At 72.2% G+C, this 16518-nt stretch carries 16 protein-coding genes; 10 read left to right on the top strand and 6 right to left on the bottom strand.

Features of this window, described 5'->3' with window-relative positions; translation table 11 throughout:
- Positions 1 to 216: 216 nt before the first annotated feature.
- Complete coding sequence (locus F8O02_RS00860) at positions 217 to 1125, bottom strand: cation diffusion facilitator family transporter (RefSeq protein ID WP_263970868.1); 909 nt, start codon at positions 1123 to 1125, stop codon at positions 217 to 219.
- A gap of 207 nt (positions 1126 to 1332) precedes the next feature.
- On the opposite strand from F8O02_RS00860, the gene proC reads away from it, so the two are divergent.
- Positions 1333 to 2226 (top strand): pyrroline-5-carboxylate reductase, encoded by an 894-nt coding sequence (gene proC / locus F8O02_RS00855; RefSeq protein WP_158035296.1) that lies wholly within the window; start codon positions 1333 to 1335, stop codon positions 2224 to 2226.
- 108 nt (positions 2227 to 2334) lie between these two features.
- On the opposite strand, the gene F8O02_RS00850 is transcribed toward proC, so the two are convergent.
- A complete protein-coding gene (locus F8O02_RS00850) occupies positions 2335 to 3003 on the bottom strand; it encodes a potassium channel family protein (RefSeq protein WP_158035295.1) in 669 nt (222 codons plus the stop codon).
- A complete protein-coding gene (locus tag F8O02_RS00845) occupies positions 2996 to 4447 on the bottom strand; it encodes a TrkH family potassium uptake protein (protein WP_158035294.1) in 1452 nt (483 codons plus the stop codon). Before F8O02_RS00845 ends, F8O02_RS00850 begins: the two co-directional genes overlap by 8 nt.
- Before the next feature lie 202 nt (positions 4448 to 4649).
- On the opposite strand from F8O02_RS00845, the gene F8O02_RS00840 reads away from it, so the two are divergent.
- Entirely contained in the window at positions 4650 to 5141 is a 492-nt protein-coding gene (locus F8O02_RS00840) for an ArsR/SmtB family transcription factor (protein ID WP_158035293.1), read from the top strand.
- A 193-nt stretch (positions 5142 to 5334) separates the two neighbouring features.
- On the top strand, positions 5335 to 5433 hold the full coding sequence (locus F8O02_RS00835; RefSeq protein WP_003792170.1) for a 30S ribosomal protein bS22: 99 nt from the start codon (positions 5335 to 5337) through the stop codon (positions 5431 to 5433).
- A gap of 57 nt (positions 5434 to 5490) precedes the next feature.
- Here F8O02_RS00835 and F8O02_RS00830 read toward each other — a convergent pair whose 3' ends face one another.
- Complete coding sequence (locus F8O02_RS00830; RefSeq protein WP_179416249.1) at positions 5491 to 6180, bottom strand: HAD family hydrolase; 690 nt, start codon at positions 6178 to 6180, stop codon at positions 5491 to 5493.
- Positions 6181 to 6290: 110 nt separating this feature from the next.
- On the opposite strand from F8O02_RS00830, the gene F8O02_RS00825 reads away from it, so the two are divergent.
- Positions 6291 to 6554: a glutaredoxin family protein gene (locus F8O02_RS00825; protein ID WP_158035291.1), complete on the top strand. Its 264-nt coding sequence runs from the start codon at positions 6291 to 6293 to the stop codon at positions 6552 to 6554.
- A gap of 1 nt (position 6555) precedes the next feature.
- On the opposite strand, the gene F8O02_RS00820 is transcribed toward F8O02_RS00825, so the two are convergent.
- Positions 6556 to 8124 carry an MFS transporter gene (locus F8O02_RS00820; protein WP_225734043.1) on the bottom strand — a complete coding sequence of 523 codons (1569 nt, stop codon included), beginning with the start codon at positions 8122 to 8124 and terminating at the stop codon, positions 6556 to 6558.
- A gap of 323 nt (positions 8125 to 8447) precedes the next feature.
- Between F8O02_RS00820 and F8O02_RS00815 the strand changes: the two genes are divergently transcribed.
- Both F8O02_RS00815 and F8O02_RS08940 read left to right on the top strand, forming a co-directional pair.
- Positions 8448 to 9908 (top strand): NAD(P)/FAD-dependent oxidoreductase, encoded by a 1461-nt coding sequence (locus tag F8O02_RS00815; RefSeq protein ID WP_158035290.1) that lies wholly within the window; start codon positions 8448 to 8450, stop codon positions 9906 to 9908.
- Positions 9909 to 9951: 43 nt separating this feature from the next.
- Entirely contained in the window at positions 9952 to 10098 is a 147-nt protein-coding gene (locus F8O02_RS08940) for a hypothetical protein (protein WP_179416250.1), read from the top strand.
- A 276-nt stretch (positions 10099 to 10374) separates the two neighbouring features.
- On the opposite strand, the gene aspS is transcribed toward F8O02_RS08940, so the two are convergent.
- Complete coding sequence (gene aspS / locus F8O02_RS00810; protein WP_158035289.1) at positions 10375 to 12192, bottom strand: aspartate--tRNA ligase; 1818 nt, start codon at positions 12190 to 12192, stop codon at positions 10375 to 10377.
- A 242-nt stretch (positions 12193 to 12434) separates the two neighbouring features.
- Between aspS and F8O02_RS00805 the strand changes: the two genes are divergently transcribed.
- From F8O02_RS00805 to resB, 4 genes are read left to right on the top strand one after another with little or no spacing between them, the layout of a single operon-like run.
- Positions 12435 to 13109, top strand: coding sequence for a histidine phosphatase family protein (locus F8O02_RS00805; protein ID WP_158035288.1), 675 nt, complete (start codon positions 12435 to 12437; stop codon positions 13107 to 13109).
- Between the two features lie 2 nt (positions 13110 to 13111).
- On the top strand, positions 13112 to 13744 hold the full coding sequence (locus F8O02_RS00800; protein ID WP_158035287.1) for a TlpA family protein disulfide reductase: 633 nt from the start codon (positions 13112 to 13114) through the stop codon (positions 13742 to 13744).
- Positions 13745 to 13786: 42 nt separating this feature from the next.
- Positions 13787 to 14581, top strand: a complete 795-nt coding sequence (locus tag F8O02_RS00795; protein ID WP_218859663.1) for a cytochrome c biogenesis CcdA family protein — start codon at positions 13787 to 13789, stop codon at positions 14579 to 14581.
- Positions 14565 to 16514 carry a cytochrome c biogenesis protein ResB gene (gene resB, locus F8O02_RS00790; RefSeq protein ID WP_158035285.1) on the top strand — a complete coding sequence of 650 codons (1950 nt, stop codon included), beginning with the start codon at positions 14565 to 14567 and terminating at the stop codon, positions 16512 to 16514. The genes F8O02_RS00795 and resB overlap by 17 nt, the downstream gene beginning before the upstream one ends.
- Positions 16515 to 16518 lie beyond the last annotated feature (4 nt).

Here is a 16518-nt window from a genome sequence, read left to right as displayed (position 1 = left end):
CGGGCGTATGCCCGGCCCTCGTCGTGTGCGCGTGAGCGTGCGTGAGCTGTGCGTGTGCGTGAGGGTCGACCATGATCGCGCCAGGGAGCCATGGCCCAGCCACCGATGCGCCACGACGCGGCGCTCCAGTGGCTGTGTGTGTCGGGCTGGCGCAGACGTGGTCGTGCCGTGTCGGGCTCGGGGCCGAGCCGCACCGCTCGGTCGTCCGATGCGTGCTCAGTGGGCCGCGGATTCGTCCTCCGCCGCCCGATCGATGTCCGGCTCGACGAACATGAGCGTCACGATCGGCGCGGCCTCGCGCACCCGCTGCTCGAGGGCGTCGATGATCCCCGCCACGTCGCAGGCCGTTCGCTGCGGGGCCACGGCGATCTTCATGGCGACGAGCAGCTCGTCCGGCCCCAGGTACAGCGTGCGCATGTGGATGATGCGATCCACGCCCTCCCCGTCGAGCGCGGCCTGACGGATGCGCTCCAGCCCGGCGGTGGAGGCGCCCTCGCCGATGAGCAGGCTGCGGGTCTCGGCCCCGAGCAGCAGGGCGACCGCGATGAGCAGCACGCCGATGGCGACGGTGCCGAGGCCGTCCCAGACCCCGTTGCCGGTGACCACGGTCAGCACCACGCCGAGCAGGGCGAAGGCGAGCCCGCACAGCGCCGCGGTGTCCTCGAGCAGCACCACCGGCAGCTCGGGGGCCTTCGCTCGGCGCACGAACGCGATGATGCCGGCGCCGCCGCGGGCGGGGCGCGACTCCTTCAGTGCGGTGCGCAGTGACAGCGCCTCCATCACCATCGAGACGAGCAGCACCGCGACCGGCAGCCACCAGCTCTCCATCGGATGGGGCTTCGCGATCTTGCCGATGCCCTCGTACACGGCGAACAGGCCGCCGAGGCTGAACAGCACGATCGACACGACGAAGGCCGACACGTACCGCTCGCGGCCGAAGCCGAACGGATGCTCGGGTGTGGGGGCGCGTCTGGCGCCGCGGCCGCCGATGAGCAGCAGGATCTGGTTGCCGGTGTCGGCCAGCGAGTGCACCGACTCGGCGAGCATCGACGTCGACTGCGAGAGCAGGTAGGCGATGAATTTCGTCACCGCGATGCCCAGGTTCGCGAGCATCGCCGCGATGATCGCCGTGGTGCCGGAGTGGCCGTGCTCGCCGGACGGCGCGGCGGTCGCGGCCGGCGCCTCGGTGGACGGCGCCTCGGCCGGGCACGGGGACGCGTCGCTCGCGCGTCGGGACGGTTCGGGTGCGTCTGCTGAGGTGCTCACCAGCTCATCCTATGGCCCACCGCGGGCCGCCCCGCCCGGCGGCGCCCCGATTGTAGACTGCTGGTCATGACCGACGCCACCACCGCATCCGCATCCACCACCCCGATCACCGGCCTGCCCGCCCTCGCCTTCCTCGGCGTCGGGTCGATGAACGGCGCGATCCTCGACGGGGTCATCGCCTCCGGGCTGCCGGTCGCGGACGGGGCCGAGGGTGGCATCCGCACGACGAACCGCTCTGCGGCGCGGGCCGACGCGATCGCGGCCCGGCATCCCGGCGTGCGGGCGCTGGCGGGCGAGCGCGACCCCGAGGCGAACCGGCACGCGGTGGCGGGTGCCGGGATCGTCCTGCTCGGCGTCAAGCCGTACCAGGTGGCGGACGTGCTCGCACAGGTCCGTGACGTGCTCGCCCCGGGGACGATCGTGGTGAGTATCGCGTCGGGCGTGACCATCGCGTCCATCGCCGCCGCGCTGCCGGAGGGGACGGCCGTGCTGCGCGTGATGCCGAACACACCCGCCAGCGTCGGCGCCGGGGTCACCGGGCTCGCCGCAGGTCCGGGCGTCACCGGCGCGCAGCGGGCGCTCGTGCACGCGCTGTTCGACACGGTGGGGGTCGTCGTCGAACTCGACGAGGCGCGCATCGACGAGCTCTCGGCGGTGTCGGGATCGGGGCCGGCGTATCTGTTCGCGTTCGTCGAGGAGCTCGAGCAGGCCGCACAGCGCATCGGGTTCAGCGCCGAGGACGCGCGGGTGCTCGCCGACCAGACGGTCATCGGTGCGGCGCGGCTGCTCGCCGAGAGCGGGCGGACGGCCGAGGAACTGCGCACCGCGGTGACGAGCCCCGGCGGCACCACGCAGGAGGCGCTCGCCGTGCTCGCCCGCGGTGGACGCGTCGAGAACATGACCGAGGCGCTGCAGGCGGCCGTCGACCGCGCCCACGAGATGGCGCGCGAGAACGCCTGAGCCGGCGCGGGGCCTGGCACGGGTCTGCCGGAACCGGGCCGTCTGACACGGGTCTGCCGTCTGCTGGCGGGTCCGCGCCCCGCGGGCAGGCCGACGCGGAGGGGCCCGCTACCGGTCGAGGCTCGCGAACCGCTCGATGTCGCCGACGTGGCCGGAGACGATGACCAGGTCGTGGTTCGTGATCACGGTCTCCTCGGTGGCGTAGGTGAACTCCTTGCCCGGCGACTTCACACCGACCACGGTCACCCGGTACTTGGTGCGCACGACCGAGCGCCCCAGCGGCTTGTCGCGGATCACCTTCGGCGGGTAGAGCTTCGCGATCGCGTAGTCGTCGTCGAACTGGATGAAGTCGAGCAGCCGCCCGCTGACCAGGTGCGCCACGCGGGTGCCCGCCTGCGCCTCCGGGTAGACGACGTGGTTGGCGCCGATGCGGGCGAGGATCTTGCCGTGTGATTGCGTCGACGCCTTCGCCCAGATCTGCGGCACCTTGAGATCGACGAGGTTCGCGGTGATGAGCACGCTCGCCTCGAGGTTGCCCACCGCGACAACGACGATCTGGAACTCGCCGATGCCGATCTGGCGCAGCGCCTCGGGGTTGCGGGCGTCAGCCTCGATCGTGTGGGTGACCCGGTCAGCCCACTTCTGCACGAGCGCCGGGTTCGTGTCGACGGCGAGCACCTCGCGGTCCAGCCGGTTCAGCTGCCCGGCGGTGGCGGCGCCGAAGCGCCCGAGCCCGATGACCGCCACCGGGGCGTCGACGGGGATCCTCTCAACCAACGATCGGCCTCTCTTCCGGATGCTTGAACAGCTGGCGGTTCGGCGATGACGCGATCGCGGCCGCCAACGTCACTGTACCAACGCGTCCGGCCCACATCGTCGCCGAGAGCACGAGCATCCCGACGGTGGGCAGCTCGGCGGTCACCCCGGTGGACAGGCCGCAGGTGGCGAACGCGCTGATCACGTCGAACAGCACGTCGTCGACGGGCTGATCGGTGAACGGCAGGATGACGAGCGTGGCGGTCAGCACGATCGACACGCCCCACAGCACGATGCTCACCGCGACGCGCAGCACGTCGTGCGGGATGCGCCGGTCAAACGCCTGGATCTCGGTCTGGCCGCGGGCCTCGGCGAGCGCGGCCAGGAACAGCACGGCGATCGTGGTCACCTTGATGCCACCGGCGGTGGACGCCGACCCGCCGCCGATGAACATCATCAGCTGGCTGACCAGCAGCCCCGAGTCGCTCAGCTGGCTCGGGTCGAACAGCGAGAATCCCCCGGAGCGGGTCATCGTCGCATAGAACAGCGCCTGCCAGGGGCGCGTCCACTCCGCGCCCATGCCGATCGTGCCCGGGTTCGACCACTCGGTCAGCGTGAACATGAGTGTGCCGAACGCCGCGAGCACGAGCGTGGTCACCACCGTCAGTCGCACGTGCAGGCTCCAGTGCGGATGCCGAGTCGCTCCCGTGATGACGGCGCGCAGATTGCCGATCGCCGCGTACACGACCGGGTAGCCGAGCGAACCGGCGAACACCCCGATCACGAGCACGGCCATCAGGTACCCGTCGCCCGCGTACGAGGCCAGCCCGTCGTCGAAGGGGGTGTAGCCGACGTTGTTGAACGCGCTCACGGAGAGGTACAGGGCGTCGTAGAGCGCCACCGGAAGGTCGGTGCCGCGCCAGAGCAGGTGGGGCAGGATGCTGACGAACAGCAGTGCCTCCACGGTCAGCGAGCTGTACAGCACCGTGGCCAGCAGGCCGCCGACCTCACCGAGGCGGATCGCCTGCCCCTCGCTGACCGGCCCGGCGTGGGTGCGCAGCGGGTTCGTGTCGCTCGCGGCGATGAGCCGCTGGCGCAGGCTGAGCCGACGGGTGACGACCATGCCCATCATCGAGGCCATGGTGAGCACGCCGATGCCGCCGATCTGCGCGCCGATCAGGATGACGGCGTTGCCGAACGGCGACCAGTGCGTCGACATGTCCACGACCGTCAGGCCGGTCACGCACACGGTGCTCGTGGCGGTGAACAGCGCGGATGGCAGGTCGGTCCAGCGTCCGGTCGCGCTCGCCCAGGGTGTCGCGAGCACGAGCGTGGTCAGCGCGATGATCGTGGTGAATGCGAGGATCGCGAACCGCGAGGGCGAGTGGCCGGCGAACGTCTCCGCATGCTCCTTGAGCACGCGGAGCGCGGTGCGTGCCACGCCCGAATCGGCATCTGCGGCCATGCGTGCTCCCGCTCCCGAGTCTCCACCGCCGGCCGCCTCAGCCGGGCGTCTCCCCAGCGTATCGCGCCCGCGAGGGGCGTGCGGGCGCGCGGGGAGGTCTCGCGCCACGGGACGGCGGCGGCCCCGGTGACCCGGTCGGGTCCGTGCCGGTCGATCGCATCCGCATGCGGCGTCGGTCGTCCGGATTGGTAGCCTAGACCGCATGAGCTCTGTTTTCGAGGCGCTGAGCGATCGCACCCGGCGGAGGATCCTAGAGGCGCTGCGTGACGCGCACGGCGAGGTGAGCGTCTCCGCGCTGGTCGACGCGCTCGGCGTGAGCCAGCCGACGGTGTCGAAGCACCTGCGCGTGCTGCGCGAGCACGGCCTCGTCGAGGTGCGCGAGGAGGGGCAGCGGAGGCTGTACCGCGTCAGCGCGGAGCGGCTGCGGCCGGTCCGGGACTGGGCGGCGTCGTTCCTGCCGGAGCTCACGCCGACCTCCCCGGTGGTGCTGGCGCAGGAGGCGCTCGCCGAGCAGGCCGAGAGCGTCCGCCCCGCCGAGCGCACGCCCTCTGATCACGTCTGGGGGCGCCTCGGCACCACCGAGCCTCACATCAGCGGCGAGGTGGCCCGTGTCGTGGGTCGCGCGGCCGCCGTCGTCGCGCTGCCGTTCCGGCGTGCGACACGGTGGCTCCGGGCGCGCCGGCATCGCGGGTGATGGCGGCGTGGTGGATGGCGGGCGCGAGGCGTCCTGCGGCGCGCATGGTCTGCGCCGGGCGGGCCGTCGAGGGATGTGACGGTGCCGTGCGGTGTCCGGGCCGCGGCCGAGTGGTGTCCCCACCATGCGGCTGGTAAGATGACGGGGTTGACGAAAAGGTCGGCTGCCGGCCGCAGATCTGTGAGGTTTCCCTATGGGTTCAGTGATCAAGAAGCGCCGCAAGCGCATGGCGAAGAAGAAGCATCGCAAGCTGCTTCGCAAGACGCGGCATCAGCGCCGCAACAAGAAGTGAGCGTTCTCGCCTGAGCGACGGGGCGTCGGCCTGCAGGTCGGCGCCCCGTTCGCGTTGTCAGCGCCGCCGCAAGCGCAGCACGGGCCATCCCTCGTGCCCGGCCAGCCGCCGCAGCCGGGTGTCCGGGTTCACCGCCACGGGGTTGCCGACGAGCCGCAGCAGGGCCTCGTCGTTGATGGAGTCGGTGTATGCGAAGGAGGCGGCCAGATCGAGGTCGCGCTCCCGGGCCAGGGCGGCCACCGCATCCGCCTTGCTCTGTCCGTGGCGCACGGGGCCGCTGAAGCGTCCGGTCAGCCGGCCGTCCGGGGTCAGCTCGAGGTCTGAGGCGATCGCTCCAGTGCACCTCAGCCGCTCGGCGATGTATGCGGCGATGACGCGCGGCGAGGCGGTCGCGATCCACACCTCGCGGCCGGCCTCCCGGTGCATCGCGATGATGTCGGGGATGTGCGGCCACACGCATGGCGCGATCCAGCGGTCGTAGATGTCGGGCATCAGCGCGGTGATCTCGTCGAGGCGGCGGCCGGCCGCGATGCCGAGCGCGCGATCCTGGATGTCGCGCAGTTTGCCGGTGTTCTCGCCGTGATGGGCGAAGCGGAACTGCTGCCACGCGAACGACCACACGTCGCGGGCCGCGATCAGTCCGCGGCTGACCGCGCCGCGGCCGAAATGGAACACGGCGGACCCGCGCACGATCGTGTTGTCGAGATCGAGCACGGCGATCGCGCGGGAGGGGCGGGTGGCGGGCATCGCCCTCATCCTACCCGGGCGTGCGGACGGCGTGCCTCGTGTGCGGCGGACGGCGCGCGTCGCCGGGCGGGTGCGCCCCCTCCGCGGGGCCGCGGCCATAGAATGCGCTCATGATCGACGTGGTGATGTACCAGCGTCCCGGCTGTCATCTGTGCGACGACGCCCGAGGGGTCCTGACCGCGGTGGTCGCCGAGGCGCGCGCGGCTGGCACCGCCGTGACCGTTCGCGAGGTCGACATCGATCAAGACGCCGCGCTGCGCGACCGCTACGGCGAGCTCGTCCCGGTGATCGCCGTCGAGGGCGACCCGGTGTGTCAGTGGTGGGCCGACGCCGACCGGTTGCGCCGGGCGATCGACCGCGTCGCCGGACGGTGAGTCATCGCTCCACGGACCGTGAGGGTGGCTCGTCGCCGCCCGTCGGCTGCAGATCGAGCGTCGTGCGCAGCGGGAGGTTCGGGAGGAGCGTGACAGCGACGACTGTGCCCAGCGACAGGACGGCGGCGATGAGGAAGATGCGCCCGGTCGCGTCACCGTAGGCGGCCATGACCAGCGTCCGCACCCCCTCCGGCAGCCCGGCCAGGTCGAGACTGGTGCCGCTCGGGACGTCGCCGGTCGGCGCGCCCGTCGCGGCCAGCCCGTCGCGCACCAGCCCGCTGACGCGCCCGGAGAGCACGGTGCCCAGAACGGCCACGCCGCTCGCCCCGGCGAACGTGCGGATGAAGGCGACCAGGCTGCCGGCGGCACCCACGTCCCGGACGCTCACCTGGTTCTGCACGACGAGCACGAGGTTCTGCATGAGCATCCCCGAGCCGAGCCCCATGATCGCGATCCGCACGCCCGTCTCCCAGAGCGGGGTCTCGTGCGTGGTGAGTGCGAGGGCGGCGAGGCCCGTGGTGAGCAGCAGGGCCCCGGCGATGAGCCAGCGCTTCCAGCGTCCCGTGCGCGAGATGACCGAGCCCGAGACCGTGCTGGCGATCATGATCGCGATGATCATCGGCAACTGCAGCAGTCCGGCTGCGGTGGGCGTCTGGCCGAGTGACACCTGGAAGTACTCGCCGAGGTACGTCGAGGTGCCGAACATGGCCACCCCCACCGGAATCGAGGCGAGGACGGCCATCGCGACGGTGCGGCGGCGCAGAATGCGCAGCGGGAGAATCGGCTCCGGCACATGCCGCTCGACCAGCAGCGTCAGCGCGAGCAGCACCGTCCCGCCCGCGGCCAGCAGCACCGATGTCGGGGAGCCCCAGGCGAAGTCGCCGTTCGGGCCGGCGAGGGAGACCCAGATCAGCAGCGTGCTCACCCCACCGGTCAGCAGTGTGGCGCCGAGCCAGTCGACATGCACCTCGTCGCGACGGATCGTCGGCACGTGCAGGGTCAGCTGCAGCATGACGAGTGAGATGACCGCGAGGGGCACGCACACGAAGAACGTCCAGCGCCAGCCGAGCGGGCTGTCGACGATGAGGCCGCCGACGATCGGCCCGGAGCTCTGCGCGACCGCGATGACCGCGCCCACGAGGCCGGAGTATCGCCCGCGCTCGCTGGGCGGGGTGATCGTGGCGATCACGGCCATCGACAGCGACATGAGCCCGCCCATGCCGATGCCCTGCAGGGCGCGGGAGGCGATCAGCCAGCCGGTGGAGGTGGCGAAGCCGGCGGTGACCGACGCGACGGTGAAGATGGTGATCGCGATCTGCACGAGCAGCTTCTTGTTGAACAGATCGGCGAGTTTGCCCCACAGCGGGGTGGACGCGGCGTTGGCGAGCAGCGCGGTGGTGATCACCCACGAGTACTGCGACTGCGTGCCGTGCAGGTCGCTGATGATCTCCGGCAGCGCATTGGCGACGATCGTGGTGCTGAGCATCGCGGTGAACGTCGCCAGGAGCAGGCCGACGAGGACTCGGGCGACCTGGCGAAAGGTGAGTGCCGGGCTGTGCGGGTCGGGCACGGGGGACGGAGTGGGGGAGGTGGGGGACAGATCAGGCTCCTTGGTTCCAAGTGTGGAGAGAGGGGGGCGCGACGTGCGGGCGGCTGCGCGTCCGGGCGGGCAGGGCAGATTCTACGAGCGCCGCGGCGGCTTCTCGTGATCCGCCGCGCCGTGCGGCGTGACGCGGGCGGAGCGGTGGGTGATCGGGCCGCCGTTTTGCTGGCGAATACATCTGACGTCCGATGAATTGATACCTCTGGGGGTATAGTGAGCGGAGACGGCGGGATCACGCGTCCGCGAGGCCGGTCGTCCGCACAGCTCGCACGCACAGATGGGAGAACGTGATGGCGCGCATCGTGGTGCTCGGAGCGGGGGTCGCCGGTCATACGGCGGCACTGTTCCTGAAGCGCAGACTGAAGAACCGGCATGAGGTGGTGGTCGTCAGCCCGAACAGCAACTGGAACTGGATCCCCTCGAACATCTGGGTCGGGGTCGGCCGGATGACCAAGAGCCAGGTGATCTTCCCGCTTGAGCCGATCTACCGGCGCAAGCACATCGACTTCCGCCAGGCGCTCGCCACCAGGCTGCACCCGGAGGGCGATGAGCAGGACGCACGTCCGGCGGTGGACATCACCTACACCGCCGGCGCCGACAAAGGCCACACCGAGCGGCTGCGGTACGACTGGCTGATCGACGCCACCGGTCCCCGGCTCGACTTCGAGGCGACACCGGGCCTCGGGCCGAACGGCGGGCACACCGCCTCGGTGTGCACCGCCGACCACGCGGTGGACGCCGAGCGTCAGCTGCGTCAGGCCATCGAACGGCTGCGCGGCGGCGAGCACCTCGACCTGGTCATCGGCATGGGCAACGGCACCTGCACCTGCGAGGGGGCGGCGTTCGAGTACGTGCTCAATGTCGACCACGAGCTGCGCCGTGCCGGCGTGCGCGACAACGCCACGGTGTACTTCTTCACCAATGAGCACGAGCTCGGCGACTTCGGCGTCGGCGGGCTGACCATCGAGCGCAACGGCTACCGGATGCGCGGCGAGGTGCTCACCGAGTCGCTGCTGCGCGAGCGCGACATCGTGCCGATCATGGCCGCCGGGGCGACCGAGATCACCGAGGACACCATCCGCTACGAGCAGGTCGACAGCGAGGGGGTCAAGGAGCAGCACTATGACTTCGCGATGCTGCTGCCCCCGTTCAAGGGCGCTCGCATCGACGCGGTCGACCGCGCGGGTGAGGACATCACCGGCCGGGTCTTCGCCCCCAGCGGGTTCATGAAGGTCGACGCGAACTACGGCCGGAAGTCCTATGACGAATGGCGGGGCGAGGACTGGCCGAAGACCTACCAGAACCCGACGTACCCCAACCTGTTCGCCGCGGGCATCGCGTTCGCCCCGCCGCACCCCATATCGAAGCCGCGGAAGTCCCCGGGCGGGGTCGCGATCGCCCCCGCCCCGCCCCGCACCGGGCAGCCCTCGGGTGCGACGGCGAAGGCCGTGGCCCTGTCGATCGCCGATATGGTCGAGGGGCGCGCCGACCACCCGACTCACGAGGCGTCGATGGCGCACCTGGCGGCCTCGTGCATCGCCTCCGGTGGAACCGGTTTCAAGAGCGGTCAGGCGGTGTCGATGGTCATGTCGCCGATCGTGCCCGACACGCAGGTGTTCCCGAGCGGGCGGAATCTGAAGGAGACCAGCGGTGAGATCGGCCTCGCCGGGCACTGGCTGAAGCGTCTGCTGCACACCGCGTTCATGTACAAGATGAAGGCGCGCCCGTTCTGGTGGGTGATCCCCGAGTGATCCGGGTGAGTCATAGGTCGGTGCGAGCACGAGAGGAGTCGCCATGCTGAACGACACCAGGCAGCGAGTCGCCACGGAGGCGCTCATGCCCACGAAGAGCGAGCTGCGGCGCCGGCAGAGCCTGTGCTATCAGTTCCGTCGCTTCGTGACGCTGGGCCTGCGGATGTTCCTGCTCGGCAAGCGGGAGTGAGCGGGCGTCCCGGGCCGGGGCGGCGACGGGCGGCCGCCTGCCCGGCGGCGACCCGTCCGGCGCCGGCCCGGCCCGGCATGACGAGAGCGCGCTCCGATCGGTCGATCCGATCGGAGCGCGCTCTCGTGCGCCCGGGGTGGTGCGGGGTGGCGGCGTCCGGCTCCGCGGCCGTCGGGGCGCCGGCTCCGTGTCACGGCGCGCACGGCTCAGGCGCCCTGTGAGCGGAACCTGAGCGTGGAACCGGGGTGCAGGCCGCCGCCCGCACCCCGGGGCGGGTCAGGCGTTCGCCGCGTCCCCCGCCTCGGCGGCGTCGGCGGGCTCCTCCGGCGCCGCGTCGACGCCGGCCTCCGCACGCTGGGCGGCCGAGATCGGGGCAGGCGCGCCGGTGAGCGGATCCTGCCCGCCGCCGGACTTCGGGAAGGCGATCACGTCGCGGATCGAGTCGCTGCCCGACAGCAGCGCGTTGATGCGATCCCAGCCGAACGCGATGCCCGCGTGCGGCGGCGCGCCGAACTTGAAGGCCTCGAGCAGGAAGCCGAACTTCTCGTGGGCCTCCTCGGGGCTGATGCCCAGGAACGCCAGCATCCGCTCCTGCACGTCGGTGCGGTGGATGCGCTCCGAGCCGCCGCCGATCTCGTTGCCGTTGCAGACGATGTCGTACGCGGCCGACAGCGCGTGCTCCGGGTCCTCCTCGAACCGGTCGACCCAGTCGCCGGCGGGCTTCGTGAACGGATGGTGCTCGCTCGTCCACGCACCCGAGCCGACCGCCACGTCGTCGTCGCCCTCCTCGTCGACGCGCTTGAACAGTGGGAAGTCGACGATCCACACGAACGCGAACTCGTCGTCGTGCAGCAGCCCCGAGCGGCGCGCGATCTCCACACGAGCCGCGCCGAGCAGCGTCTGCGATGGCTTCGTCCGGCCCGCGGCGAAGAAGACCGCGTCGCCAGGCTCCGCACCGACCGCCTCGGCGAGCCCCGCCCGCTCGGTCTCCGAGATGTTCTTCGCGACCGGGCCGGCGAGGGTGCCGTCCTCCTTGAACGTCACGTACGCGAGCCCGCGGGCGCCGCGCGAGCGGGCCCAGTCCTGCCACGCGTCGAACTGCCGGCGCGGCAGCGAGGCGCCGCCCGGGTAGCGGATCGCCCCCACGTACGGGGTCTGGAAGACCCGGAACGGGGTGTCGGCGAAGAAGTCGGTCAGATCGACGATCGGGTTGCCGAAGCGCAGATCGGGCTTGTCCGAGCCGTACAGGCGCATCGCGTCCGCGTACGCCAGCCGCGGGATCGGGCGGGGGATCTCCACGCCGATCTCGGCCCAGACGGCCGCGAGCACGTCCTCGGCGACCGCCATGACGTCCTCCTGGTCGACGAAGCTCATCTCGGCGTCCAGCTGCGTGAACTCGGGCTGGCGGTCGGCGCGGAAGTCCTCGTCGCGGTAGCAGCGGGCGACCTGGTAGTACCGCTCCATCCCGGCGACCATGAGCAGCTGCTTGTACAGCTGCGGTGACTGCGGCAGCGCGTACCAGCTGCCGGGCACGAGGCGGGCCGGCACGAGGAAGTCGCGGGCGCCCTCGGGCGTCGACCGGGTCAGCGTCGGCGTCTCGATCTCGACGAAGCCGTGCTCGTCGAGCACGCGGCGGGCGGCCCGGGTCACGGCGGCGCGCAGCCGCAGCGCCCGCGCGGGAGCCGGGCGGCGCAGGTCAAGGTAGCGGTACTTCAGCCGGATGTCGCCGCTGACGTGCTCGGCCTCCTCTGTGCCGGCCAGCGCGGTCGACACCTGGAACGGCAGCGGAGCGGACGGGGCGAGCACCTCGACCTCGCGGGCGACGACCTCGACGTCGCCGGTGGCCAGCCGCTCGTTCTGGTTGCCCTCGGGGCGCAGCCGCACCTCGCCGGTGACACGGATGACGAACTCGCTGCGCAGCGGGTGCGCCACCTCCTCGTCATAGATGACCACCTGGGCGATGCCCGAGGCGTCGCGCAGATCGATGAACGCGACACCGCCGTGATCGCGCCGCCGGTCGACCCAGCCGGCGAGGGTGACGGTCGTGCCTGTCAAGTCTTTGCCGAGCGACCCGGCCTGGTGCGTGCGCAGCACAGATGTCCTTCCGAAGAGAGCGGTATCGGGTCGATTCTAGTGCGGGGGCGCGCCCGATGGGGGCGCGCCGGCGCCCGGGACGACGCCGTCACGGGCGGGCGGGACGCCGTGCTCCCGGGCGGGCGGGGCGGGCGGCGGACGGCGTCCGCGGGGCTCGGGAGCGGCGACGCCCGCATCCCGCCCACCTGTGGATCCGCGCCGCCCGCGGCCCCGGCGGCCCGCGCCAACGTAGACTGGACGGCATGGCACCCGGACGCATCCATCTGGTCCGTCACGGCGAGGTCCACAATCCCGATGGCATCCTGTACGGGCGCCTGCCCGGATTCCGGCTCTCCGACCGCGGACGGACGATGGCCCGCACCACCGCGCGGGCGCTTGTCGCCGACGGCCGGCCCATCGCGGCGCTGTACGCGTCCCCCCTGCAACGTGCGCAGGAGTCGGCCGCGCCACTGGTCGAGCTGACCGGGCTGCCGCTGATCGTCGACGACCGGCTCGTGGAGGCCGGCAACGTTTACGAGGGCACCCGACGCACCCCCGGCCCCCACCTGCTCGCGCACCCCTCCGAGTGGCGGCACATCGCCAACCCCTTCCGGCCGAGCTGGGGTGAGCCGTACCGCGACATCGCCGCGCGGATGCTCGCCGCGATGGCCGCGGCCTGGCGGGCCGAGGCGAGCCGCGAGCAGACCACGGACGCGCCGGGCGGCGACATCGTCATGGTCACCCACCAGTCGCCGATCTGGCTCGCCCACCGCAGCGTCGCCGGCGAGCCCCTCTTCCACAACCCCGCCCACCGCCGCTGCGCGCTCTCGAGCGTGACGAGCTTCGAGTACGATCCCGGCTCGAGGCGGTTCACCGAGGTGGACTACCGCGAGCCAGCGGCCGGCGTGGCCGGCGTCATCGATCAAGGAGCAGTATGAGGATGCCCGCATCCGCCCGCCGCGCGGCCCGCGTCGCGACGGCCCTCGCCCTCGCGTCCGCCAGCGCCGTCGGCCTCGCCGCCTGCTTCGGCGGCGACGACCTGGCCGGCCAGCAGACCGGCGACACCACCGACCAGGGGTACGTCTCCGGCAACGGTGCGGTGCGCGAGTACGCCGCCGACGAGCGCCCCGACCCGGTGAGCTTCACCGGGCGGACCGACGCCGGCACGACCGTCTCGGACGCCGACTACCTCGGCTCAGTCACCGTGGTGAACTTCTGGTACGCGGCCTGCCCGCCCTGCCGGGCCGAGGCCGACGACCTGAAGGCGATCAGCGATGAGTTCGCCGCCGACGACGTGCGCTTCCTCGGCGTCAACGTGCGCGACGGCGCCGAGACCGCCCAGGCGTTCGAGCGCACCCACGGCATCGCGTATCCATCCGTGCTCGACGCGGACGCCGGCGGCGACTCGGTGCAGACCGCGTTCTCCGCGGCGGGCGTGCCGCCGAAGTCGGTGCCGACCACCGTCGTCCTCGGCCGCGACGGCCGGGCCACCGCCACCATCCTCGGGCAGCTCGACGCGAGCACGCTGCGCTCGCTGATCCGCACGGCGCTCGACGAGTCCACGGCGAGCTGACCGGTGGGCGGAGAACTTGCCCGGATCGTGCTCTCCGGGTCGCTGTGGGCGGGCGTGCCGATCGCGCTGCTCGCCGGACTGGCGAGCTTCCTGTCACCGTGCGTGCTGCCGCTCGTGCCCGGCTATCTCGCGTACGTCGGCGCGATCACGCCCGACGCCACGGCCGGTCGCGCGTCAGGGGCCGGCCGCGCGGCGGCGGGCGGTGCGGCGGCCGACGGGCCGGCGGGCGCCCCGGCGGGCTCCGGCGTGCACGCCCCCGGCCGGTCGCGCACCGTGGTCGGCGTCGCCCTGTTCGTGCTCGGTTTCGCGGCCGTGTTCGTCGTCGTCGGCGGCGTGGTCGGCGGGCTCGGCCGGTTCCTCGTCACGCACGAGGAGGTCGTCACCCGCGTGCTCGGCGTGGTGGTGATGCTGCTGGGCCTCGTCTTCGTCGGCCGGTTCGGCGCGCTGCAGCGGACGCTGCGGCCGGGCTGGCAGCCGCGCGTCGGCCTCGTCGGCGCCCCACTGCTCGGCGTCGTCTTCGGGCTGGGCTGGACGCCCTGCATGGGCCCGGTGCTCGCCGCGATCCAGTCGCTGAGCCTCACCAGCGGCTCGGCCTCGATCGGGGCGGTCCTCAGCCTCTGCTTCGCCCTCGGGCTCGGCGTGCCGTTCCTGCTCATCGCCGCCGGCTGGAGCTGGGCGGGCCGCACGCTCGGCTGGGCCCGGCGGCACGTGCGGGCGATCAACATCGTCGGCGGCGTGCTGCTCGTGCTGCTCGGCGCCGCGCTGGCGACCGGGCTGTGGACGTCGTGGATCAACACTCTGCAAGGATGGATCGGTGCCTATGTCACGCTCATCTGACTCCCCCCTGACCCCGGAGGAGCACGCCGCCCGACCGGAGGCGGCGGAGTCGCCCCGGGCGCGCGCGGACCGCGCCGTCGCGGCGGAGGAGGCTCTCTCGTCCGCCCGCCAGGCCGAGGAGCTGCCCGGCGGCGCCACCCGCCTCGGCCCGGTCGGCTGGCTGCGGTTCTTCTGGCGGCAGCTGACGAGCATGCGCGTGGCGCTCATCCTGCTGCTGCTGCTCGCCGTCGCGTCCGTGCCCGGGTCGCTCGTGCCGCAGCGCGGCGCCGACCCGAACGGCGTGACCCAGTACTTCGACGAGCATCCCGACCTCGCCCCCTGGCTCGACCGGTTCAGCCTCTTCGACGTGTACTCGTCGCCGTGGTACTCGGCCGTCTACCTGCTGCTGTTCGTCTCGCTGATCGGCTGCATCCTGCCGCGCATCCGCGTGCATGCGCGGGCGCTCGTCTCGCGGCCGCCGCGCACCCCGTCGCGCCTCGACCGGATGGTCGGCCACGAGCGGCTCACGGTCGCCGCGACTCCCGTCGACGTGATCGAGGCCGCCGACCGCCGGCTCGCCCGCCGGCACTATCGCCGGGCCCGGTTCGACACGGCCGCGACGAGCCGGCGCCCCGCCGCGCTGAGCGTCAGCGCCGAGCGCGGCTACCTGCGCGAGACCGGCAATCTCGTCTTCCACGTCGCCCTGGTCGGCGTGCTCGTCGCCGTCGGCGTCGGCGGCGGCCTGTCGTACCACGGCCAGCGGGTCATCGTGCAGGGCGACACCTTCCCGAACACGCTGAGCAGCTACGACTCGTTCACCCCGGGGCAGTGGTTCGACGCCGGTCGGCTCGCGCCCTTCTCGATCACCCTCGACGGGTTCGAGACCGAGTACGCCGACACGATCGACGACATCCGCAGCGGCGCCTACGGGCAGCCGACCGACTACACCGCCGACGTCACCGTGCACCACGCCGACGGCCGCGACACCGACGGTACGATCAAGGTCAACCAGCCGCTGAACGTCGACGGCACCGACGTGTACCTGCTCGGCAACGGCTACGCGCCCCGGATCACCGTGCGCGACGCGCAGGGGCAGGTCGTCTTCTCCGACCCCGTGCCGTTCATCTCGCAGGATCAGAACAACACCTCGATGGGCGTGGTCAAGGTCACCGACATCGAGCCGGAGCAGGTCGGCATGCTCGGCTACTTCTATCCCACGGCGACCGAGGCGCATGACGGCATCTACACATCGGTGTACCCGGCCCTCGACAACCCCCTGCTGAGCCTCAACGTCTACGTCGGCGACCTCGGCGTCGACCATGGCGTGCCCACCTCGGTGTACACGCTCGACCCCGACTCGCTCACCCAGATCGCCGGCGCGCAGGTCGACACGAAGGCGCTGCAGCTCAGGCCGGGCGAGACCGTCGACCTGCCCGGCGGCCGTGGCACGGTCACCCTCGACGAGGTGCTGCCGTACGTGAGCCTCGAGCTGCGCCATGACCCCACTCAGGTGTGGGTGCTGTCGTTCGCGCTGGTCGCCGTCCTCGGCCTCGTCGCGTCACTGTTCGTGCCCCGCCGCCGCGTGTGGGTGCGGGCCTGGAACGAGCCCGTGGCCGCCGCGCCGCTGGACCCGGCTGACGGGGCGGCGCCTGCCGACCGCTGCGTCTTCGAGATCGGCGGGCTCGCCCGCGGCGACGACCAGACGCTCGCCGGGGCGGTCGACGCGCTCGCGGCCGGCATCCGGCATGATGTGGGCGGGGCCGCGGACGATGTCGCGGACGAGGTCGCCGCCGGGTTCGCCCGCGCGGACGGCGCGGAGACGGACGGAGCCGCTGCAGGCGACGCCGGGTGCGAGGGCACGGAGGCCGGGACCGACCCGGCCGGCGCGGCGTCCGCGGGTCGGGATGACGAGGACGCGGCCGCCGCAGGTGACCGCGATGACGAGAGAGCATAGGATG

The organism is Pseudoclavibacter caeni (genome assembly GCF_008831125.1).
GTDB classification, from domain to species: Bacteria; Actinomycetota; Actinomycetes; order Actinomycetales; family Microbacteriaceae; genus Pseudoclavibacter_A; species Pseudoclavibacter_A caeni.
The sequence above is the reverse complement of the archived record's forward strand: the minus strand, read 5'-3'. Positions and strand labels throughout refer to the sequence as shown.

Excerpts from the sequence above, each read along its gene's own strand:
- F8O02_RS00840 (WP_158035293.1), top strand. The coding sequence starts at position 4,650 with ATGAGCTCTGTTTTCGAGGCGCTGAGCGATCGCACCCGGCGGAGGATC.
- proC (WP_158035296.1), top strand. The coding sequence starts at position 1,333 with ATGACCGACGCCACCACCGCATCCGCATCCACCACCCCGATCACCGGC.
- F8O02_RS00835 (WP_003792170.1), top strand. The coding sequence starts at position 5,335 with ATGGGTTCAGTGATCAAGAAGCGCCGCAAGCGCATGGCGAAGAAGAAG.
- F8O02_RS00805 (WP_158035288.1), top strand. The coding sequence starts at position 12,435 with ATGGCACCCGGACGCATCCATCTGGTCCGTCACGGCGAGGTCCACAAT.
- F8O02_RS00800 (WP_158035287.1), top strand. The coding sequence starts at position 13,112 with ATGCCCGCATCCGCCCGCCGCGCGGCCCGCGTCGCGACGGCCCTCGCC.
- F8O02_RS00825 (WP_158035291.1), top strand. The coding sequence starts at position 6,291 with ATGATCGACGTGGTGATGTACCAGCGTCCCGGCTGTCATCTGTGCGAC.
- F8O02_RS08940 (WP_179416250.1), top strand. The coding sequence starts at position 9,952 with ATGCTGAACGACACCAGGCAGCGAGTCGCCACGGAGGCGCTCATGCCC.
- F8O02_RS00815 (WP_158035290.1), top strand. The coding sequence starts at position 8,448 with ATGGCGCGCATCGTGGTGCTCGGAGCGGGGGTCGCCGGTCATACGGCG.
- F8O02_RS00845 (WP_158035294.1), bottom strand. The coding sequence starts at position 4,447 with ATGGCCGCAGATGCCGATTCGGGCGTGGCACGCACCGCGCTCCGCGTG.
- resB (WP_158035285.1), top strand. The coding sequence starts at position 14,565 with ATGTCACGCTCATCTGACTCCCCCCTGACCCCGGAGGAGCACGCCGCC.
- F8O02_RS00830 (WP_179416249.1), bottom strand. The coding sequence starts at position 6,180 with ATGCCCGCCACCCGCCCCTCCCGCGCGATCGCCGTGCTCGATCTCGAC.